Source organism: Flavobacterium sp. (assembly GCF_965657075.1).
Classification (GTDB): Bacteria; Bacteroidota; Bacteroidia; order Flavobacteriales; family Flavobacteriaceae; genus Flavobacterium.
Map to the genome: position 1 here is coordinate 14,583 of NZ_CBFHMV010000015.1, position 22,222 is coordinate 36,804.

22 protein-coding genes are annotated in these 22,222 nt (G+C 29.0%); 6 read left to right on the forward strand and 16 right to left on the reverse strand.

Annotated features, from left to right (window positions below):
- Window positions 1-127: 127 nt before the first annotated feature.
- Window positions 128-2,293 carry a TonB-dependent siderophore receptor gene (locus ACTF56_RS09240; RefSeq protein ID WP_438966616.1) on the reverse strand — a complete coding sequence of 722 codons (2,166 nt, stop codon included), beginning with the start codon at window positions 2,291-2,293 and terminating at the stop codon, window positions 128-130.
- A 201-nt stretch (window positions 2,294-2,494) separates the two neighbouring features.
- Between ACTF56_RS09240 and prfA the strand changes: the two genes are divergently transcribed.
- Window positions 2,495-3,568 carry a peptide chain release factor 1 gene (prfA, locus tag ACTF56_RS09245; protein WP_438966617.1) on the forward strand — a complete coding sequence of 358 codons (1,074 nt, stop codon included), beginning with the start codon at window positions 2,495-2,497 and terminating at the stop codon, window positions 3,566-3,568.
- A gap of 69 nt (window positions 3,569-3,637) precedes the next feature.
- Here the strand turns inward: prfA and ACTF56_RS09250 are convergent, their stop codons facing one another.
- From ACTF56_RS09250 to ACTF56_RS09310, 13 genes are all read right to left on the reverse strand, one after another.
- A complete protein-coding gene (locus ACTF56_RS09250) occupies window positions 3,638-4,300 on the reverse strand; it encodes a hypothetical protein (protein WP_438966618.1) in 663 nt (220 codons plus the stop codon).
- 45 nt (window positions 4,301-4,345) lie between these two features.
- On the reverse strand, window positions 4,346-4,705 hold the full coding sequence (locus ACTF56_RS09255; protein WP_438966619.1) for a hypothetical protein: 360 nt from the start codon (window positions 4,703-4,705) through the stop codon (window positions 4,346-4,348).
- Window positions 4,692-5,087, reverse strand: coding sequence for a hypothetical protein (locus tag ACTF56_RS09260; protein WP_438966620.1), 396 nt, complete (start codon window positions 5,085-5,087; stop codon window positions 4,692-4,694). The genes ACTF56_RS09255 and ACTF56_RS09260 overlap by 14 nt, the downstream gene beginning before the upstream one ends.
- Window positions 5,088-5,095: 8 nt before the next feature.
- Entirely contained in the window at window positions 5,096-5,365 is a 270-nt protein-coding gene (locus ACTF56_RS09265) for a YtxH domain-containing protein (protein WP_438966621.1), read from the reverse strand.
- Between the two features lie 18 nt (window positions 5,366-5,383).
- On the reverse strand, window positions 5,384-5,536 hold the full coding sequence (locus ACTF56_RS09270; protein ID WP_438966622.1) for a lmo0937 family membrane protein: 153 nt from the start codon (window positions 5,534-5,536) through the stop codon (window positions 5,384-5,386).
- Between the two features lie 14 nt (window positions 5,537-5,550).
- The gene (locus ACTF56_RS09275; protein ID WP_438966623.1) at window positions 5,551-6,198 is read right to left on the reverse strand and encodes a porin family protein; all 648 of its coding nucleotides are present in this window, start codon (window positions 6,196-6,198) and stop codon (window positions 5,551-5,553) included.
- A 206-nt stretch (window positions 6,199-6,404) separates the two neighbouring features.
- Window positions 6,405-6,959 (reverse strand): hypothetical protein, encoded by a 555-nt coding sequence (locus tag ACTF56_RS09280; protein WP_438966624.1) that lies wholly within the window; start codon window positions 6,957-6,959, stop codon window positions 6,405-6,407.
- Between the two features lie 95 nt (window positions 6,960-7,054).
- Window positions 7,055-9,277, reverse strand: coding sequence for a PAS domain-containing protein (locus tag ACTF56_RS09285; RefSeq protein ID WP_438966625.1), 2,223 nt, complete (start codon window positions 9,275-9,277; stop codon window positions 7,055-7,057).
- Entirely contained in the window at window positions 9,277-9,723 is a 447-nt protein-coding gene (locus tag ACTF56_RS09290; protein ID WP_438966626.1) for a response regulator, read from the reverse strand. Before ACTF56_RS09290 ends, ACTF56_RS09285 begins: the two co-directional genes overlap by 1 nt.
- Before the next feature lie 6 nt (window positions 9,724-9,729).
- The gene (locus tag ACTF56_RS09295; RefSeq protein ID WP_438966627.1) at window positions 9,730-10,296 is read right to left on the reverse strand and encodes a helix-turn-helix domain-containing protein; all 567 of its coding nucleotides are present in this window, start codon (window positions 10,294-10,296) and stop codon (window positions 9,730-9,732) included.
- 43 nt (window positions 10,297-10,339) lie between these two features.
- Window positions 10,340-11,179: a mechanosensitive ion channel family protein gene (locus ACTF56_RS09300; RefSeq protein WP_438966628.1), complete on the reverse strand. Its 840-nt coding sequence runs from the start codon at window positions 11,177-11,179 to the stop codon at window positions 10,340-10,342.
- A gap of 3 nt (window positions 11,180-11,182) precedes the next feature.
- Window positions 11,183-12,304: an AI-2E family transporter gene (locus ACTF56_RS09305; RefSeq protein ID WP_438966629.1), complete on the reverse strand. Its 1,122-nt coding sequence runs from the start codon at window positions 12,302-12,304 to the stop codon at window positions 11,183-11,185.
- Window positions 12,305-12,410: 106 nt separating this feature from the next.
- The gene (locus ACTF56_RS09310; protein WP_438966630.1) at window positions 12,411-12,596 is read right to left on the reverse strand and encodes a CsbD family protein; all 186 of its coding nucleotides are present in this window, start codon (window positions 12,594-12,596) and stop codon (window positions 12,411-12,413) included.
- Window positions 12,597-12,750: 154 nt separating this feature from the next.
- Between ACTF56_RS09310 and pyrF the strand changes: the two genes are divergently transcribed.
- Window positions 12,751-13,569, forward strand: coding sequence for an orotidine-5'-phosphate decarboxylase (gene pyrF / locus ACTF56_RS09315; RefSeq protein ID WP_438966631.1), 819 nt, complete (start codon window positions 12,751-12,753; stop codon window positions 13,567-13,569).
- A gap of 1 nt (window position 13,570) precedes the next feature.
- Window positions 13,571-14,074, forward strand: coding sequence for a hypothetical protein (locus ACTF56_RS09320; RefSeq protein ID WP_438966632.1), 504 nt, complete (start codon window positions 13,571-13,573; stop codon window positions 14,072-14,074).
- A gap of 1 nt (window position 14,075) precedes the next feature.
- On the opposite strand, the gene ACTF56_RS09325 is transcribed toward ACTF56_RS09320, so the two are convergent.
- The gene (locus ACTF56_RS09325) at window positions 14,076-16,085 is read right to left on the reverse strand and encodes a T9SS type A sorting domain-containing protein (protein ID WP_438966633.1); all 2,010 of its coding nucleotides are present in this window, start codon (window positions 16,083-16,085) and stop codon (window positions 14,076-14,078) included.
- Window positions 16,086-16,119: 34 nt separating this feature from the next.
- Between ACTF56_RS09325 and ACTF56_RS09330 the strand changes: the two genes are divergently transcribed.
- Window positions 16,120-16,926 (forward strand): ABC transporter substrate-binding protein, encoded by an 807-nt coding sequence (locus ACTF56_RS09330; protein ID WP_438966634.1) that lies wholly within the window; start codon window positions 16,120-16,122, stop codon window positions 16,924-16,926.
- Between the two features lie 58 nt (window positions 16,927-16,984).
- Window positions 16,985-17,767: an alpha/beta fold hydrolase gene (locus tag ACTF56_RS09335; RefSeq protein ID WP_438966635.1), complete on the forward strand. Its 783-nt coding sequence runs from the start codon at window positions 16,985-16,987 to the stop codon at window positions 17,765-17,767.
- 167 nt (window positions 17,768-17,934) lie between these two features.
- Here the strand turns inward: ACTF56_RS09335 and ACTF56_RS09340 are convergent, their stop codons facing one another.
- Complete coding sequence (locus ACTF56_RS09340) at window positions 17,935-18,648, reverse strand: DUF4197 domain-containing protein (protein ID WP_438966636.1); 714 nt, start codon at window positions 18,646-18,648, stop codon at window positions 17,935-17,937.
- Between the two features lie 132 nt (window positions 18,649-18,780).
- Here ACTF56_RS09340 and ACTF56_RS09345 point away from each other — a divergent pair, with 132 nt between their 5' ends.
- The gene (locus ACTF56_RS09345; RefSeq protein WP_438966637.1) at window positions 18,781-22,206 is read left to right on the forward strand and encodes a methylmalonyl-CoA mutase family protein; all 3,426 of its coding nucleotides are present in this window, start codon (window positions 18,781-18,783) and stop codon (window positions 22,204-22,206) included.
- The last annotated feature ends 16 nt before the right edge of the window (window positions 22,207-22,222 follow it).

Below are 22,222 nucleotides of genomic sequence, written 5' to 3' on the forward strand. Positions count from 1 at the left end.
TTTTATTTTGGGTTATTGGGTATCGCTTTTTTATTGATGTTTCTCTCACAATTATTTTTTTTAACAAGAGATTTTTGATTTGTCAATTGTTTGCAGCAAATGAGTCATTAAGAGCGATTTTTTTGTACTAAAATTTATAATTCAAAGCTACTGAATAATTTCTTGGTGCAATAGGATTTACACTATTATCATCATGAACATTATAATTTAATTCATTAAAAATATTACTCAATTTAGTACTAATTCTAAAGTTATTGTAAGTGTACCCTAAAATGGCATCTACTTGAATAAAATCTTCAAGATAAATTAATTGACGGTTGTCATTTTCTACCTGAGTTCTTGTTGAACGCCCTGCATATCTTTCTCCAAAATAAGTTGAAATTAATCCTAAATTGACTCCTTTTAATTTTCCAGATTCTAGCTGATAATTCGCACTTAAATTCGCTGTATTTTTTGGATTATATCTTAGTAAACTTCCAGCAATATAATACCCTTCATCTAAAAATTTAGTTTCATTAAAACTATATCCAGCCATAATGTTTAGTCCTTTTATTGGTTTAGATGTTACATCAATTTCTATACCTTGACTTCTAACTTCACCTGTTAAAACTCTTATGTATGAATATGAATTTCCGTTGGCTAACGATTGTTGATAAAATTTATCATTTGAAATTTGATAAGCTGTTACGTTTAAAAATAATTTATCGTCAAATAACTTGTTTTTAATTCCAATTTCATATTGGTCTACAATTGATGGTTTCAATGCTTTTCCAGCTTCGTCTTGACCTGTATTAATATTAAATGAATTAGAATAGGTAGCAAATATCGATTGATTTTTTGAGGGTTGATAAATTAAACCTACTCTAGGAGAAAAAGCACCATCATAATTTTTTGTTGTAGTAATTGCACTGCTTGAATATTGTAAAACATTACTTCTAGTGTCTTGATAACTGTATCGAATTCCGGCTAAGACTTTAATTTTTTCTGTAAAACTGATTAAATCTTGTGCATAAATTCCAAAACGATTTATTGGAGCAGTTGTTAAAGTATTTTCTGTTAAAGTTGGAATTGCAGGTTCATTGGATGGAATATAGTTTTCAAAAATATTGATTACATCATAATTGGTACTATTATTAAAAGAGGTTGTTAATGTTTTAAAAGTTTCTAAATCAGCACCAATTAAAAGATTATGATCAATTTTTCCTGTAGAAAACACCCCCTTTAAATCCAACTGTTGCATGTAGTAATTATCTTTTGCTTTGTTTCTTTGAATGCTTCTGTTCCAATCACCATTGGCCTGAACAGCTCCACCTGATCCGGTATTTGGTCTGGTGTTTGAAAACAATTCTGTTTCATAATAACGAATTCCATTAACAAAATTGATGTTCCAATTGGTATCAAAATAATGACTTAAAGTAATTGTATTTGAAAATTGTTGACTGTCATATTTTCCCCAAGAAACCCCTAAAAATCTATTTCTTGGAATTTCAACAACTTCATAGTTTATAATTCCTGCACCAAAATCGGGTGTTCTTGAATCTTTTGTGAAATCAGTTTCAATTACTAATTCTGTGTTTTCAGAAAGTTTAATTTCAAAGGAAGGATTTACATAGTAACGTTCTGAGGTTACATAATTCCTAAAACTTTCAGCATTTTCGTATGAAGCATTGATTCTAAAAGCAGCTTTTTTGTTTTTTCCTAAACTATTGTATACATCCACAGTAGGTTTTACGGTGTTAAAACTTCCAAAATTGAATCCAATTTCCCCACCAAATTCATATTTAGGTTTTTTGGTAACTAAATTTAAAATTCCACCAGGCGCAACATTTCCAAATAGCATTGCAGCACTTCCTTTTAAAAATTCTACCTTTTCTAAACCAGAAGTTTCAATGAGCATGCCGTTAAAATATCTGATGCCATTTTTAAATGTATTAGAACTTGAAAGTGAAAAACCACGAGAAGCAATTTCTTCTTGATAACCACCTGTAGTTCCCATGATATAAACTCCATTGGCATTTTTTAAAATATCTGTAATAGAATTTACTTGTTGTGTTTTTAGTGTTTCAGAGGTAATAACTGCTGATGCTTGTGGTAAATCCATTGGTTTAATTGAGGCTTTACCTACATTCACAGGATGCTCTTTTGTACTTCCTATTAAAATAATTTCTTTCAAAGTTGTTTTCTTTACCGTGTCATTTTCAATTGAAAAATTATCATCATTATTGTAACTGTCTTGACCAAAAACAGATAGGCTTGTAAGTACTACACTTAAGGTGTAAATTATTTTTTTCATCGTTTATTTAGATTTAATTAAAATAGTGATGCAAAATTAACAGGTACAATTGTAATTACAAAATTTATTTAGACTTAATTTAAATAAGCATGTGTTAAAGTTTTTAAAGGCTTGATTTTCATATTCTAAAAACTGTAATCACTAGGTTACAAACTGAACACTTTTTTCCTTATCTTTGCACTCCAATAAAAGAATACAAAAATGCTAGAAAGACTTCAATATGTAAAACAACGTTTCGATGAAATATCAGATTTGATTATTCAACCTGATGTAATTGCCGATCAAAAACGTTATGTTTCTTTGAACCAAGAATACAAAGGTTTGAGAGATTTGATGGAAAAACGTGAAGAATTAATAAACATAACAGGAAATATAGAAGAAGCAAACGAAATAATTGCTGATGGATCAGATGCAGAAATGGTTGAAATGGCTAAAATGCAATTGGATGAAGCAAAAAATCGTTTACCAGAATTAGAGGAAGAAATCAAATTTATGTTGATTCCAAAAGATCCTGAAGATGCCAAAAATGTAATGGTTGAGATTCGTGCAGGAACTGGTGGAGATGAAGCCTCTATTTTTGCTGGAGATTTATATAGAATGTACACTAAATACTGTGAAAGTAAAGGTTGGAGAACTTCTACTGTAGATATGAATGAAGGAACATCAGGTGGTTTTAAAGAAGTTATTTTTGAGGTTACTGGTGAAGATGTTTATGGTACTTTAAAATTTGAAGCTGGTGTACACCGTGTACAACGTGTTCCTCAAACAGAAACACAAGGTCGTGTTCATACTTCAGCGGCAACTGTTATGGTTTTACCAGAAGCCGAAGAATTTGATGTTCAAATTGATATGAATGATGTACGTGTAGATTTTTTCTGTTCGTCTGGTCCTGGTGGTCAATCGGTAAACACCACAAAATCGGCTGTTCGTTTAACACATATCCCAACAGGTTTAGTAGCACAATGCCAAGATCAAAAATCGCAACATAAAAATAAAGACAAAGCTTTAAATGTATTACGTTCTCGTTTATATGAAATGGAATTAGCCAAAAAAGAAGCTGAAGATGCTACAAAACGTACATCACAAGTAAGTAGTGGTGACCGTTCGGCTAAAATTAGAACGTACAATTATGCACAAGGTCGTGTTACAGATCATAGAATTGGACTTACATTATACGATTTAGGAAATATAATGAACGGTGATATTCAAAAGATTGTAAGTGAATTACAATTGGTAAGTAACACTGAAAAGTTAAAAGAATCCGAAGTTTTCTAAGCTTTTCTTAGTAATCAAATTTATAAAAAAAATAGCGAGAAATTTCTCGCTATTTTTTTTGGTTTTTTTTTATTTCTTGGCTTCAGAATTTTCCTCAGATTTTGTGCCCATTCTGTTAAGTGTGTACATTGGAGCAAATTTCATTTTAATTCCTGCAATTTTTAAATTATCTTTTGTAGATAATCCTTCTTTTTCTACTGTGTTTTTTCTTGTATCTAAAGCTTCATAAGCTAATTTTATTTCATCCCAATCTTCTCTAGAATAAGCGTCTTTGTTGGCTTCTGTAGTTTTGTAAAAGTTTTCGTAGACACTTAAAATATTGTCTTTATTAACCCAATTAAACTTCATATCATCACCTATATAAAATGAGCCAAATAACGATTTATAAAGCATCATTTTTTCTTTTTCAGCATTCATTTTTTCCTTTTCGGCAACAATTTTAACTTTAAAATCGTCATATTTTGCAAAAGCATTATCAATTTCCTTTTGCAGACTTTCTTTTTCAGTTGCATTTGCTAGTGAGCTTTCTACATTCATCTTCATTTTTTCATAATTGGCCTGAATTTCATCCCAGTTTTCAGCAGCTTCCGTTTGAGTAACAGTACTAATTGAATCCACATATTTTTGAAATGAAGTGACTGATTTTTTTGCCATTTCTTGATTTTCATCCTTACATGAAGTAAAAGCTGTTGTTAATGCTATAAGCATTATTGTTATTTTTAAATTTTTCATTTGCTTTTTTTTTAATAGTTAGCGTTATTTTTAAATCCAAATCATTTATTTTTTTGAAAAATATTTGATTATTTTTTTATGAACTTTATTCGAAATTAAATTAGTAGCTCCGTATTGTAATAATGCTCCAAATATTTTTTTGAATATAGAATTTGATTTTCCTACAAGAAACATTTTGGACGCATAACCACCTGCAACACTTACAACAGTTTCTAAAACATTATTTTTTAATTCTGTTGAGTTTCTAATATCATCAATAGTAGCATTGATCACATTAATTGGTCTTAAACTTTCATAGGTTACATTCAATTGTTGTTTTAAATCAACCAACATTAATTTTCGTTGTTGTTCTAAAATAGTAATGGATTTGTCCAATTCTAAACTTTGATTTTTATAGGATTTCATTATTTTCATTTTCATTTGAGTCGTTTGATGCTCTAATTTTTGTTTTTAATAATTTAGAAATCACTAAATTGGTCAATGGTATTTTAATTAACTTTTCGTTGTAATTATAAATAATGATAGAAAGAACTAAATAAATTCCTGAAACAATCAAAAATCCCAAATAAGTAGCTCCTAAAAGTGATCCAATAAACAGGCTTAAAGCTATGTTAATGAATAATGTAAACATTGCAACAACCATGATTAGAATTAATCTAGCAAATAAAGACGAAACTACGTCTGCAGTTTTATCAATTGCATTTAGTCTAAATAATTCTATACTTGTTTCAGTATAATTTTTAGCTTTTTCATAAAGTAATTCTATGTTTGTTGCAACATTTTCCATTATAATTATTATTTAGAAATTTCTTTTTTGATTTTTTTTAATTCCTCTTTTCCTTCTTCTAGCAACTCTTCACCATCTTCAATAATTGTATTATATTTTTCTGAATGGGTATCCAAAAATTCATCAAAACTATGTTTCAAGCTTTCTTTAGCATTATTGGTTTTTTTTGCTATTTTTTTTCTTGTTTTAGATCCTTTGTCTGGAGCAAATAATATTCCTAATGCTGCACCAACTGCAACTCCACCTAATACTCCGATTATTGTTTTACTTGTTTTCATGTGTATGTATTTTATTGTTTATATTTTTTTTCCTTTTATTATTCGTAATAATACTGCTAGGGCTGCTATTACTAATAAAATATGAACCAACGATCCGAAATTGTAAACAAAGAATCCTAAAGCCCAACATATTATCAGTACTACTGCTGCTGTATATAATAAGTTTTGCATGCGTTTTTTATTTTTTAAAGTTTGAAAGAAACGTACAAACTTAGATTACTGTTTTTTCCGTCAGGAAAAGTATAACTTGTTCCTGCAAAAGTTCTTTCTTTTCCTACAGTTGAAAGCCCATAATTGTATCGAGCACCAATTCCAATCATATCAAAATCTAAACCTGCACCAACAGCAATACCTGCGTCAAATTTATTGAAGTCATCATTATTAAAGTTATCTTCAAAATTAAAATTTCCACTGGCAGTTTCGTTAGTTACTTGTGCGTCAATTAAGTAGGCGAAGTAAGGTCCTGCATGAATATTTAAATTTCTCGTTAAGTTCAACTTCAATAAAACAGGAACTTCAATATAATTTAATTTAAACTTTGCCGTTCCATCTGCTAAGGCATTGTTATATGTTAATTCTGAACCTTTTCTACTGAATAAAAACTCTGGTTGAATGGATATGAAATTAGTTACAGGTAAATTAGCATATAAACCAGCATTAAAACTTGTTAGAACATTATTGTCATCTACATCTTCAGTGTACATGTTAGAGAAGTTAACACCACCTTTAATTCCTATATGCGCACCGTTTGATGAGTTAGTTTGTGCATTTGCAGATGTAAAAGTTGCTCCTACAACTACAACTAAGGCTAATAATTTGATTTGTTTTTTCATGATAATTTTTTTTAGTTTTATAATTGTGTTTTGTAGTTCGATTGCTACATTACAAAGGTGCGATTGTTTTGACCCTTTTTTGTTACAAGATATTTTACATGTTTTATAGAATTTCCATTATTGCTTTTGTGAAGTTTTAGAGCATAAAAAAACTCCTCTTTTTTAAGAGGAGATAGCTTGTTGGTTGATTTTGTAACTTATGTATTTCAACCTTTATTAATAGATTCCAGTTTTTTACTACTGTGTTGAATATTTTTTTTAGAATCCTCAGCAATTTTTTTTAATTCTTCGTCGTTTGAAGTTTTAATAATAGAATCTATCAACTGAATTTGATTGTTAATTTCTTTTTTTAAAAGTGTGATTAAGTAAAAATTTGATGCTTCCCTATTTAAATAGGTTTGATTTAACTTTAAATCATATATAGGTTTAGGAATAATTATTAAATTTTTTGAAGTGTATTTTTTTATATCATTTTCAATTTTTAGATGGTCTTTTTTAATTTGTAAAATAGTATTTGATTCGTTAAATTGTTTGGATTCAACAAAAGCACGGGAAGCAATATCAATGATTTTTTTATTATTGATGTATAAATTAATTACGGATTTATAACTAATTTTTAAATTATCATCTGCATTATTTTTACTTATATTAGGATAATATCTACTAGAATTTTTATCTGAATTATTACATGAAGCAATAAAAAACAAAATAAAAGCTAGCATCAAATAATGTTTGTGATTGATTATTTTAATTTTTTTCATAGCAATGTTTTAAAACAAAGGTCTGAATATTGGCTAAAAAAGGTGTTATATTATTTCATTAAGATGTTATAGAATTCCCTCACCATTAAGGTTTGTTACTTTATGATCAATGGAATATAAATGGTAAAAGTTGATCCAATTCCGACTTGACTTTTAGCAAAAATAAAACCGTTATGATTTTCAACTATTTTTTTACAAATGGCTAATCCAACACCTGTTCCATGATATTCTGTTTTTCCGTGCAATCTATTAAACAATAAAAATATTTTATCAGCATGCTCTTGTTCAAATCCAATTCCATTATCTGAAAAATCTATTTTGTAATATTTTTTGGTAGATGAATCTTTTAAAAGAGCTTCATTATTTGCATTAACTTCTTCGTATTTGATGTTAATTATTGGAGCAATTTCTTCTTTAGAATATTTTAATGAGTTACTTATAAGATTCAAAAAAAGTTGTTGTATTTGAAAATCTATTCCATCAATTACAGGAAGAACTTCAAAACTTATTTCGGCTTTTTTCTCTTCAATATATTGAGATAATTCTGAAAGTGTATTGTTTAAAGATTCATTTAAATCTACCTTTATGAGGTTTTTTTCTGCTCTGTTGGTTCTTGAGTATTGAAGTAAATCATTAATTAAAATGCGCATTCTGTTTGAAGCTTTTTCAATTCTGTGTAAATATTCTAAACCAAATTCAGATAAATTTTCTTTTTCTTTATCATTAATTCTGGAAATAAATGTTTGAATTTTTCTTAAAGGCTCTTGTAAATCGTGACTGGCAACATGATTAAATTCATTTAGTTCTTTAATTTTTTGTTCTAGTTCTTTGTTTCGATCTTTAATGTGCTGATTTTTTTCATACTCATCGGTAACATCTTGAGTTGTTCCAATCATGCTTTGGTTGCCTTGTAAGTCAGTGTAAGATTTTGCAATGGTTTTAAAATGCCTTATTGCTCCATCTTTTGTAATGATTTTATAATCCATCGATGGAATTGTGAATGTTTTTAAAGCACTTTCGTATGCTTTTACAACTGTATTTTTATCATCAGGATGAATAAATTCCAGAAGTTTTTCAATGGTCGGATCAAAAGATTGCGGTTCAAAACCTAAAAGTCTAAATTTATTATCTGAATAAGTAAACTTATTGGTATTAAAATTTAATATCCAACTGCCATAATTTCCTAAAATTTCGGCTTGTTTACTAGACTCTTCAAAGATTTTTAAATTGTTGTTTACTTTTATTAAATCTTCATAATTGCTTTTTAATAATTCGGTTTTATTATTTTCTAAAGTAATGTCTTCAGAAACGCCCAAAACTGTTTTATTTCCCAATTTATCAGTAAATAATTTTCCGGTAGCTCTTAACAATCTGGTTTCTCCATTGGGTCTTATAATGCTAAAATAAGATTTTGGTAAATCTTCATCTGTAAGTATTTTGGTGAAAATAGCAGATACATTTTCAGTATCATTTGGGTGTACAAATTGTAGGAAACGTTCTTGGCTAGGTTCAAATGATTGCGGTTCAACACCTAATATTCGATATAAATTATCAGAATATTTTAAAACATTAGTTGTTAAATTCCATTCCCAAGTTCCGAAATCAGATAAAATTTCGGCCTGATAACTTAAAAATTGTGATTTATTGAGTTGTGTATTTGTAATTTGTAATATTTCAATATCCTTTGTTGTTTGATAATAAGCATAAATAATTAGTAATAGTGTAATAAATAATATGCCTAAAGTAAGAATAGGAGTTAGATAAATTTGGTCTTTATATACAGAATTTCTCGATTTTAAGTAAGATTCTTCGAGAGCAACCATGCTGTTTAATTTTTCTCTGATGGTGACTAATAAGCGACTACTTTCTCTAAAATTTCTTTTAAATTTATTACTTTTTGTTAAATCAATACTTTCTTCAATATCAGCATAGTTTGAAATAAATTCATTTCGTTTATTGACTATTTCATAGAGTTCTTCGAGATTTTTTTGCTGTTTTTTATTATCGGTAGTCAACCTTTTAAGATTTAAAAAAGTAGTATTGATGTTTTTTGTAGCATTGTTGTAAGGTGTTAAGTAAATAGTATCTTTTGAGATTAAATAACCTCTCATGCTGTTTTCAGAGTCTTTTATGTATGAAAAAAGATGTTCTAATTCTAAATTCACTTCGTAAGTATGAATAAGTAAATTGGATGAATCGGAAATATTATTGATGTGTTTAAATGTTATGGCACCAATAAATAGCAACACAAATAAACTTATTGTAAAAATAATTTTATGATAAACAGAAGACTTGTATTTTCTCTCGGTTAGTGGCATTACATTCTTAGTAAAAAATTATCTTTATTTAGTCCGTTGGTGTGATATTGCCAATTAATGGTAACAACATCCGACAGAATTTTTTTTAAATCGTTAAAGTTGCTTGGTTTTTTAATGTAAATATTGGCACCTAAAACAAAAGTGTTTTCAATATCTTGCTCAGATGATGAAGTAGAATAAATAGCAATTGCAATATCCTTAAATTTATTGTTCAATTTGATTTCCTTTAAACAATCAATACCATTTAAAATTGGCATATTTAAATCTAAAAAAATAATGTTAGGTAAAACTGTTTCGGAATGATTCAGAAAATTTAATAAGTCTTTACCATTATTGACCGTGTTTACAATTGTGTTTATTTTTAATTCATCAAAAGCATCGGTAAAAAACAATCTATCATCTTCGTCATCATCAGCTAAAGTTATCAGGATAAAATCTTCTTGCATATAGTTTTAGTTTAAATTTTGAGTTGCAATTTCTCTTCTTTTTTTAATAATTCTTTGAAAAGCAGATGGAGTTATTCCGGTTGTATTTTTAAATTGTGTACTTAAATGAGCTACACTTGAATAATTAAGTTTAAAAGCAATTTCGGTTAATGACAATTGATTGTTGATGATCAGTTGTTTGGTATATTCTATTTTTTGAAGAATGATAAAGTTTTCAATTGAAGTGTAGGTGATTTCAGAAAATAAATTAGATAAATAGCCATAACTATGTCCTAATTTTTCAGAAATATAAACAGAACTTTTCACAGTTACATTTGCATCTTCATTAAAAACCATGTCAATGATAACGTCTTTTATTTTTTGGATGAGAATTGATTTTTGATTTTCAACAATTTCAATTCCGAAAGGAGCTAACGATTGACTAAAATCATTTAATTTTTCATCAGTAATATTTTCTAAAAACTCTACTTCACCAAAGCCTAAAACTCTGTGTTTAAGTTGATGTTGTTCCAGTTTTTCTTCTAGAATTTTATTGCAAACGGCATTAAAATCAAACTTGATGAATATCTTCATAGAAATGGTTTTGTTGTAAATTTATATAAATTTATTTAATGTTTTATATTCTTTCAATAGAAACAGTTGTACTTGGCAAATTGTATTTTTCCGATTTTAAGGTTTTATACACTAATAATTGTAAATCGGATTTCAATTTTCCGCCAGGAGCTTTTACTTCATCTGTTCTGTACCAATAAAATACAGCAATAAAAACGATATCATTTTCAATTTTTTCAACAACGACAGCATATTTTGGAAATTTTAAAACAAATTCATTTTCTTCAAGCAGCGTTTCAATAATTTTTAAGGCATTTTCTGTGTTTTCATCATGATTAATGGCTATTGTAAAATCATTTCGCATTAATTGATCGATAGTAAAATTTTCTAAATTATTTTTTAATATGGAAGCATTTGGAATGTAAGCATCAATTCCATCAAGGGTTTTTACTGTTGTTGAACGTAAATTCATTTCAATAACTTTACCTTTAATATTTTCAATTTGAATTAAATCTCCAATTCTAAATGGACGTTGAAAAGCCATTAAAATTCCCGCTAAAAAGTTTTCACCAATATCTTTTAATGCAAAACCTATAATAAAAGTGGTTATTCCAGCACCAGCCAATATATTGTTTGTTACGTTATCAAATCCTAAAACGCCTAAACAAATGACCAGCAAAAATACTGTTAAAACTAAAGAAATTATACTCAACATGAAATCGGCAATTAAAGGGTCTTTTGCTTTTTTAATGAGGGTTTTTTTAGCATATTTGTTAATCATTTTTATACTAAATAATCCTAATACAAGAATTAAAACTGCTAATAAAACAGTTGGTAAATGATTAATTAAATTGTTCCAAGATTCATATGTTGAATTTGTAAATGTATTTATTTCAGCATTCATGTTTTAACTTTTTTTTTGTTTTCTAATTTTTCTCCAAATTTTTAATCTGTTTTTTGCTCTACTGCTAAAATATTTTTCTTCCGCTTCACCTAATAAAAATCCTATCGGTTTAAATTTTTCAGAATTATCAAAAATTACTTTTAAAGAAGCCGTTATTGGAAGTGCCAAAATCATTCCTGGAATTCCCCAAAGCATTGAAAATAATACAATTACCAATATAGAAACCAAAGCATTTAAGGAAACCTTAGAACCTGTAATTTTTGGTGTAATAAAATTACCTTCAATAAACTGTATAAATCCAAAAATGGCAATTACTCCAAACGCATACCAATAAGAATCTTTAGTAGCTAAGGCAATTAATGCTGGTAAAATAGAGCCAATTATTATTCCTACATAAGGAATTAACAAAAGTAACGCACATAAAAATCCAAAGAAAAAAGCATGATCAATACCTAAAATTAAAAGTCCTAAACTGTTTAACAACCCAACAATAAACATCACACTAACCATACCTAGCAAATAGTTTTGTTGTACTTTATACAATTCGGTTAAAATGAAACGCATTTTTTGTTTTGTACTAATAATTGAAGTCGCTCGATAAAGAAAACTAATTAAAAAATTTCTGTACAATAAAAACAAAAACATATAAAGTGGCGAAAGTACAAAGTCGCCCAAAATACCTCCAGAAGCTGTTATAAAATCAAATATTTTAGCCGAGTTTTGTTTTAATAATTGTTTTACTTCTATGTTTTTACTTCCAACTATATCAGCACTTGCAATGCCTGTAGTATTTTCGGTTTGCTCAATTATGGTTGTTAATTTACTTCCAATTTTAGCATAATACATATCGCTTTTACTCATTATTTCTTCAAATTGAATCCCAATCAACACAACAATGAAAAAGATAATTGTTGTAAAAATTATAATGGCAAGTGAAATAGAAAATATTCGGTTAAAGCACAATCTAGTTTCAAAATATTTTACAATTGGAAAAATTAAAACGCTTAATATTAACGCAAAAAAGATAGGAATTAAAAAATCCTGTAAAATATATGCCATGAATACAATTAATATAAAAGCTAGCAAGTCATTTACAATATGTTTTTTATGTTTTAGAGTATTCATTTTTGATTTTTTTTATATAAAAAACTGTCTATATCCATTAATATCTAGTAAAAGTTACCAATTAAATATAGACAGTTCACTTGATTAAGCGTTATAATACTTTATTTTATAATTCAGCAATAAATTTTTTAACTTCATCTTTTGTTTTTCCTAATTTTTCTTGAAGTTTTCCATAAAGTTCCTCTTCTTTTCCTTCTTCGTAAAGCAAATCATCATCAGTTAAATCGGCATATTTTTGTTTTAATTTACCTTTTAATTCGTTCCAGTTTCCTTTAATTTCTGTAGTATTCATAGTGTTTTTTTAAGGGTTACTATTCTATTAAAATGTTCTTTACAAAGATATTGTTTCAAACACCTGACTTCATTACATAATTTTCAAGGAATCTTATAAAATTTAAAGTTTATTGCTTTCCAATTTGTAAATTTGCAAAACAACAACACTACAAATGACTACAAAACAACTTATTGACCAAATTCAAACCAAAAAATCTTTTCTTTGTATTGGCTTAGATGTGGATTTGAATAAGATTCCAAACCATTTATTAGCATTAGAAGACCCAATTTATGAATTCAATAAAGCGATTATTGATGCTACTCATGATTTGTGTGTTTCTTATAAACCAAACACTGCATTTTATGAAGCTTACGGAATAAAAGGTTGGCAATCACTTCAAAAAACAATTCATTATATCAACGAAAAGTATCCTGAAATTTTCACGATTGCTGATGCAAAACGCGGTGATATTGGAAATACTTCAACCATGTATGCTAAAGCTTTCTTTGAAGATTTAAATTTTGATTCAGTAACCGTTGCTCCTTACATGGGAAAAGATTCGGTAGAACCTTTTTTAGCTTTTGAAGATAAACATACTATTATGTTGGCTTTGACTTCTAATGAAGGTGCTTTTGATTTTCAAGTTTTAGAAACTAATGGAAAAGAGTTGTACAAACAAGTTTTAGAAATTTCAAAAGGTTGGAAAAATTCAGAAAATTTAATGTATGTTGTAGGCGCAACTAAAGCAGAATATTTTACTGAAATCAGAAAAATTGTTCCAAATAATTTTCTTTTGGTGCCTGGAGTTGGTGCTCAAGGCGGAAATTTACAAGACGTTTGTAAGTATGGAATGAATGATGAGGTTGGATTATTAATAAATTCATCTCGTGGAATTATATATGCTTCCAATAAAGAGGATTTTGCTCAAAAGGCTAGGGAAGAAGCTTTGAAATTACAACAAGAAATGGAATTGATTTTAAATAATAGATAATATGACAAAAAGAGATTTTTTTAGAATAATTATAAAACTTTTTGGGTTGTATTCAATGATTTTAACGTTGTTTAATTTTATACCTTCTAATATTTCTAATTTTGTAATGTATAAAGAAGAATTGTGGTTTATTTTTATAGTTTTAGGTTCTATGTTTTTAACTGTAGCACTATTTCTAATTTTACTTTTTAAAACGGATTTTATAATTGATAAATTAGGTTTAGATAAAGGCTATGATGAAAATATCATAATTTTGGGTGATTTTAAAAATGAGCAAATTTTTAAGTTTGCTTTAATTCTTATTGCTGGTTTTTTAATCGTAGATAATTTTCCAAGAGTTCTTTTTGAAATGATAAATATATTTAAAACTAAATCTTCAAGCAATTCAATTTATGGATATGAAGTTGATTATTTTAATTTTATAGTTGGGATTGTAAATATAATAATTGGATTGTTTTTAATTGCAAATTATAAGATCTTATCTGCCTATCTTGATAAAAAATAACTTAGAACTTAACTATTTTTTTTACAACCCAAAAACCTTCATTATTATAAATTTTCAAAAAGTATATTCCTTGACTCAAATTAGATACGTTAATAGTGTTGTTTGGATTAAACGTTGCTATTTTTTGTCCTTTAACATCATATAATTCACTAGAAATTAATGTTTCAGTTGAGCTAATAATTATTTCATTTTGTGCTGGATTTGGAAAAACTTGAACTGAATTTTCAGAAAAACTTGCACTACTTAAGGCATTTGTAGCCATTATTCCTATACTTGGATTCAAATAAGTGCCACTTCCTGTATTCTCTAATTTTATGGCTTTAACTAAATAATATCTAATCATAGTAGTTAAGTCATCATCTGTGAAAGATAAATCCGTAATTGGAGCACTAGTTAATCGTGTAAAAGGTCCATTTTCTATATAACTTCTATACACATGATATCCAATAATATTAGAGTCAGTTGAAGCATTCCAAGTAATTAAATGACCATTATTCAAACCAACTTCAATATTAGTTGGTGGAATAACTTGATTTAATCGCAAAGTTGGATCACCATGATATTGCAAATGTGTTCTTCCCCAAAATTCCCAAGTATCATAATCTTGTTCTGGTTTTTGGTATAAATTATTGGTTTGGTTGTGGTCCATAATTCGTTTTATACTCCAACCCATAGTTTCTCCCATGCCGGTTTGATGAAATAAATTTACCGCAGAAGTAGTGTACAGTATTCCCAAACATTTTGTAGGTTTTGAAAGTAAATTTCTGATATGTCCTGCACCCCAAGAGTTTTGGGCATCATCCCAATAACCCCAATAACTTTGATCTGAACTAAAAATGGTAGCATTCATACCATATTGATCCCATTCATTTGGATTGGGAACTTGAACATTTTGCATAAACACTTGATAAGGTCCTGTTTGTTGAACCCATTGCGAAAAAATCGAACTATCGGTGTGCTGATATACATTATTAATTCCAGAAAGAGGAATCAAACTTCTGTAAGAACCATCATTGGAATTGTCATATCCAAAGTGGAAAGCAGTTTTATTTTCCATATCAAAACCTGTTGCCACAATTCTGTAATTGTGCAAACGATTCAAATAGCTTTGCAAAAGTTGTAATTCAGTTTGCGAACTTCCACCTATGTTAGCAAAATCTACTCTTCCAAATGCCATTTCCAAGTCACTTGGAATAAAATCTTGATCCCATTTTAAATCGTTAGGTAAGTTAATGGCTTTTGAGTCAATAGTTCCTGGATTATAGGTTGCAACATCAGTAAAAACACCATCAATATCAGCATAATAGCAATCTGCTCCACGAGCTCCTTTATTCTCATCATGTCCGTCTGGTGCAAAAGCTCCCTGACCAGAACGAGGAACAGGAATATGTCCTAATAAAAATAAATGTTTCGGTTTATCATTGGCAGGTGCGTTGTTGTATATTGTAGTAATCTGATTTTTAATTGTTATAATTTCTGGTTCTGTTTCCCAAGTTGTGGCTCTATTAACATATAATTCTTCTACAAACCAACCTTCAAAAATTAAATCCTTCTTGAGTTGAGCAATTTCAGCAGATAATGAGGTTTGAAACGAATTATCAATAACTAAAATCATTCTGCCTTTGTAATCAGATTGATCATATCTTATACAAGCCGTGACATATCCAGTGGCAATTTGACTTCCAGTATTTCTAGAAATTTGATATTCATAAGCACTTCCAAGTGTCACATTTGTATCAGTCCAAGAAGTTGTAATTGCAGGAATATTGGAAGCTACCACTATCCAATCCGTATTTTGACTGTTAATGGGTCTTCTTTTAATGGTATAATCTTGCGTAGTATTTTGATTATTATCATGTAAATTAATGACTATACTTGCTGGATTTTCAGTAACATTTGCAGAAACTAAACAAACACGTAGGCCCGTTGTATTAAAATTATAATTAAAATTAATTTGTCCGTATATTTGGCTTGTTAAAAAGCAAATTATGAGAGTAATTTTGTTTTTCATGTTCTTAATTTACATTAAATTATAAAATACTATTTTGAATACCAAATATACAACCTTTAAAGAAGGTGAAAAGATTAATTTTTCATTTGAAACCACACCAAAACGTATTGTTTCATTAGTTCCTTCACAAACTGAATTATTATATGATTTAGGTTTGGAAGATGCGATTGTAGGTATTACAAAATTTTGTGTACATCCAATCCACTTTAGAGCAACAAAAACAATAGTGGGTGGCACAAAAAACATCAAATTTGAAAAAATAAAATTGCTTCAACCTGATGTAATTATTGCCAATAAAGAAGAAAATACTAAAGAAATTGTTGATGAATTAAGTCATATTTGTCCAGTTATTGTAACAGATATTTATACAATTGAAGATAATTTACAAATGATTTTAGATTTTGGAAAGTTGTTTAACAAGCGCACAGAAGCTCAAAAATGGTATGATAAAATCAATTTTGCTTACCTAGAATTTCAAAACTTTATCAAAGATAAACCTTCAAAAAAAGCAACCTATTTCATTTGGAAAAATCCACATATGGTTGCAGGAAAAGATACGTTTATCAATTCTTTATTAGAACTAAATCATTTTGAAAACATTTACAAAGACAAAGGAAGATATCCAGAAGTAGAATTAAAAAAGATTCGTTTAGAAGGTGATCCAGACCTGGTTTTTCTCTCAACAGAGCCTTATCCTTTTAAAGATGAAGATGCTTTCGAAATTGGTCGTTTTACCCATCATGCCAAAACCATTTTTGTCGATGGCGAAATGTTTTCTTGGTATGGAAGTCGTATTCTTAAATCTTTTGATTATTTTAAAATGTTGCATGATAAAATTTAGTATTAATTTAAATCTTGTTTTATGATTTTATATTCTAAATTTGAAAAAAAATAATTAATTGCTATCCTATACTATTTATAACAACGAAACTAGCCAAGAATGGATCACCTTTGTTCATGGAGCAGGAGGAAGTTCTTCAATTTGGTTCAAGCAAATTAGAGAATTTCAAAAGTACTATAACGTTTTACTTTTAGATTTACGCGGTCATGGTGCATCTAAAAATAAAATAAAATTAACTTCTTCTAAATATACTTTTAAAGCCATCACAGATGATATTTTAGAGGTGATTAATCATCTAAAAATTCAATCTTCTCACTTTGTAGGTATTTCTTTAGGAACTATTTTAATTAGACAATTGGCCGAAGATCATCCAACAAGAGTAAAAAGCATGATACTTGGTGGTGCCATTTTAAAAATGAATTTTCGCTCACAAATACTTATGAAAGTTGGAAATATTTTTAAATATGTGTTACCCTATTTAGTCTTATATCGTTTATTTGCGTTTATAATAATGCCAAAAGAAAATCACAAACAATCCAGATTATTCTTTATAAACGAAGCCAAAAAATTATATCAAAAAGAATTTATAAAATGGTTTAAACTTACCGCCGAAATTAATCCATTGTTGAAATATTTCAGACAAATTGAACTTGCAATTCCAACTTTATATGTTATGGGAAGTGAAGATTATATGTTTTTACCTTCCATAAAAGAAGTCGTTAAAAAGCATTACAATTCTTCAAAATTGACAATAATTGATAATTGTGGTCATGTGGTTAATATTGAGCAAGCGCAAAAATTTAATGAAGTTACTCTTCAGTTTCTTAAAAAATTGGCATAAAAAAAACTGACAGACTTTCTACCAGTTTTCTTTAACTAACTTAACCAAACAAACTTAATATGTATTTTACATGTTGCAAATATCAGAAGTTTTTTCTGGTTTAATGTTAATTCATTGTTATATCTATGTTATTGATTTCTATAAAATTACATAAAATTTTCTAAAAACTATTTTTGATCTTGTAAAGCAAAAACTTTTTTCAATAAATCTGATGAACGAGAACTTATACTTGTTCTAATATTTTGTTCTTCAACAGCTATCATTTTAAAAACTCCTTCCATAGCTTTATTGGTAGTGTAATCTGTTAAATCTGGATTTACTTTCTTTACTAAAGGGATGCTGTTGTATTTTGTAATAATGTTTGTCCAAACTTTGTCAGCTCCAACTTTAGCAAATGAATTTTGAATAACGGGATTAAATTTCGAATACAAGGCAGTTGAAGTTGTACTTTGTAAATAAGAGGTTGCAGCAGAATTATCACCCATTAAAATGTTTTTAGCATCATTAAAAGTCATGTTTTTTACAACATCTACAAAAATTGGAGTAGCTTGTTTTACAGCATCTTCAGCAGCTCTGTTCAATACCTTTAAACCTTCGTCAGCTAAACTTGATAAACCTATATCTCTTAATCCTTTATCTACTTTTTGAAGCTCTTCGGGTAATAAAATTTTAACCGCTTCATTTTTTAAAAAACCATCTGTAGCAGTCAACTTTGAAACTTGTTTTTCTATACCATTATCTAAAGCTTCTTTCAAACCATTTGCAATGTCTAATTGACTCAAACCAACTGAACCTTGTGGTAACTGATTTACAACTTGTTGCAATTCAGCACAACCTAAGATTAATGAAGATGTTAATGAGATCAAGACTATTTTTTTCATGATATTTTTTTTATTTATAAATTCTTTACAAATATAATGCCTCATTTTAGAATTCAAATTTTAAATCATTTAAATCGTATAAAATTTAATTAATTCGTAAATTGCACCATTAAAAATTGATAATTATTTAAAATGGAACCACAGTTACCTTATACTCCTATAAATAAAGTAAGAATTGTTACAGCTGCCTCACTTTTTGATGGTCACGATGCTGCAATTAATATTATGAGAAGAATCATCCAATCTACAGGTTGTGAAGTGATTCATTTGGGACACGATAGAAGTGTAGATGAAGTTGTAAACACAGCGATTCAAGAAGATGCGAATGCAATAGCCATGACATCTTATCAAGGTGGACATACAGAATATTTAAAATATATGTATGATTTACTAAATGAAAAAGGTGCTGGTCATATTAAAATTTTTGCTGGTGGTGGTGGAGTTATTCTTCCAACAGAAATAGAAGAATTACATGCTTACGGAATAGAAAAAATATATTCTCCAGACGATGGTCGTGCTATGGGATTACAAGGAATGATTAACGATTTAGTAAAACGTTCTGATTTTCCGATTGGTGATAAATTAAATGGTGAAATCAATCATTTAGAAGAAAAAGTGCCAACAGCTATTGCTCGAGTAATTTCTGCAGCTGAAAATTTTCCTGAAATTGCAAAGGAAACTATGGATGCCATTCACAAAAAGAATGAAACTTCTAAAACTCCTGTTTTAGGAATCACAGGAACTGGTGGTGCAGGAAAATCTTCTTTAGTAGATGAATTAGTTAGAAGATTTTTAATCGACTTTCCAGAAAAAACAATCGGATTAATTTCAGTTGACCCATCAAAAAGAAAAACCGGTGGAGCACTTTTAGGAGATAGAATTCGTATGAACGCCATCAATAATCCTAGGGTTTATATGCGTTCTTTGGCAACTCGTCAATCGAATTTAGCGTTGTCGAAATATGTAAATGAAGCGATTCAAGTACTGAAAGCTGCAAAATATGATTTAATCATCCTTGAAACTTCTGGAATTGGGCAATCGGATACTGAAATTATGGATCATTCAGATGTTTCTTTATATGTTATGACACCAGAATTTGGAGCTGCAACGCAATTGGAAAAAATCGATATGTTGGATTTTGCGGATTTGGTAGCGCTAAATAAATTTGATAAACGTGGAGCTTTAGATGCTATTCGTGATGTGAAAAAACAATACCAACGCAATCATAATCTTTGGGATGTAAATCCAGATGAAATGCCAGTTTTTGGAACAATTGCTTCTCAATTCAACGATCCAGGAATGAATACTTTGTACAAGTCTATCATGGATAAAATGGTAGAAAAAACAGGTGTTGATTTAAAATCGACTTTCCAAATTACACGTGAAATGAGTGAGAAAATTTTCGTAATTCCACCACACAGAACACGTTATTTGTCAGAAATTGCAGAAAACAACAGAAAATACGATGAAATTGCTTTAACACAAGTTGAAGTGGCTCAAAAATTATATGGTATTTTCAAAACGATTGAATCGGTAAACGGTAATCTTCCTCAAATTGATAAGACTGGAATTGTAGCTGATTCATTAAATAGAACAGAAGAAAATAAAGTTTTTTTAGTATTGTTAATGCAACAATTTGATAAAATTAAAATGGACTTAGATGCCTACAATTGGGAAGTAATTCTTACTTGGGATGAAAAAGTTCAGAAATACAAAAACGAATTTTACACGTTTAAAGTTCGTGATAAAGAAATCAAAATTGCAACGCATACGGAATCTTTATCACATTCTCAAATTCCAAAGGTTTCGTTACCAAAATATAAAGCTTGGGGTGATATTTTAAAATGGAATTTACAAGAAAATGTGCCTGGAGAATTTCCATTTGCATCAGGATTATATCCATTTAAGCGTGAAGGAGAAGACCCAAGTAGAATGTTTGCTGGTGAAGGTGGACCAGAAAGAACTAATAAACGTTTCCATTATGTAAGTCAAGGAATGCCCGCAAAACGTTTGTCAACAGCTTTTGATAGTGTAACTTTATATGGAAATGATCCAGATTTACGTCCAGATATTTATGGAAAAATCGGAAATGCTGGAGTTTCTATTTGTTGTTTAGATGATGCTAAAAAATTGTATTCAGGTTTCGATTTGAGTCATGCTTTAACTTCGGTTTCTATGACAATTAATGGACCAGCACCTATGTTGTTAGGGTTCTTTATGAATGCTGCTATCGATCAAAACTGTGAAAAATATATTATTGAAAATGGTTTACAAGTTGAAGTAGAAGAAAGAATTAACGAAATCTATAAGAAAAAAGGAACCAAAAGACCTCAATACCAAGGAAAATTACCAGAAAGTAATAATGGTTTAGGTTTGATGTTGTTAGGTGTTACAGGTGATCAAGTTTTACCATTAGAAGTTTATAATGATATTAAGGTAAAAACTTTAACGCAAGTTCGTGGAACGGTTCAAGCGGATATTTTGAAAGAAGATCAAGCACAAAATACGTGTATTTTCTCAACAGAATTTGCTTTACGTTTGATGGGTGATGTGCAAGAATATTTCATCAAGCAAAATGTTCGTAATTTTTATTCCGTTTCTATTTCAGGATATCATATTGCTGAAGCTGGAGCGAATCCGATTACACAATTAGCATTCACGCTTTCTAACGGTTTCACTTACGTGGAATATTATTTAAGTCGTGGCATGAACATCAATGATTTTGGACCCAACTTATCATTCTTCTTCTCCAACGGAATTGATCCAGAATATGCTGTGATTGGTCGTGTTGCAAGAAAAATTTGGGCAAAAGCCTTAAAAAATAAATACGGTGCTAACGAAAGAGCCCAAATGTTGAAATACCACATTCAAACTTCTGGTCGTTCCTTACACGCACAAGAGATTGATTTTAATGATATTCGTACAACTTTACAAGCTTTATATGCGATTTACGATAACTGTAATTCATTGCATACCAATGCTTACGACGAAGCGATTACAACTCCTACAGAAGAATCAGTGCGAAGAGCCATGGCCATTCAGTTGATTATTAATAAAGAATTAGGTTTAGCGAAAAACGAAAATCCAATTCAAGGTTCGTTCATTATTGAAGAATTAACGGATTTAGTAGAAGAAGCTGTTTTAACTGAATTTGACAGAATTACTGAAAGAGGTGGAGTTTTAGGAGCTATGGAAACAATGTACCAAAGAAGTAAAATTCAAGAAGAATCCATGTATTATGAAATGTTGAAACATACAGGTGAATTTCCAATTATTGGTGTGAATACATTCTTAAGTTCAAAAGGTTCTCCAACGGTTATTCCAGCTGAGGTTATTCGTGCTACAGAAGAAGAAAAACAATATCAAATTGATATGTTGAACCAATTGCATATAACGTATGAAGATAGAGTAGAAGAGCAAATTGAAATTTTACAAAATGCAGCCATTAAAAACGAAAATATGTTTGAAAAACTAATGGATGCTACCAAAGTTTGTTCTCTTGGACAAATTACCAATGCTTTGTTTGAAGTTGGTGGTCAGTATAGAAGGAATATGTAAAAAAAACCTGACAGCT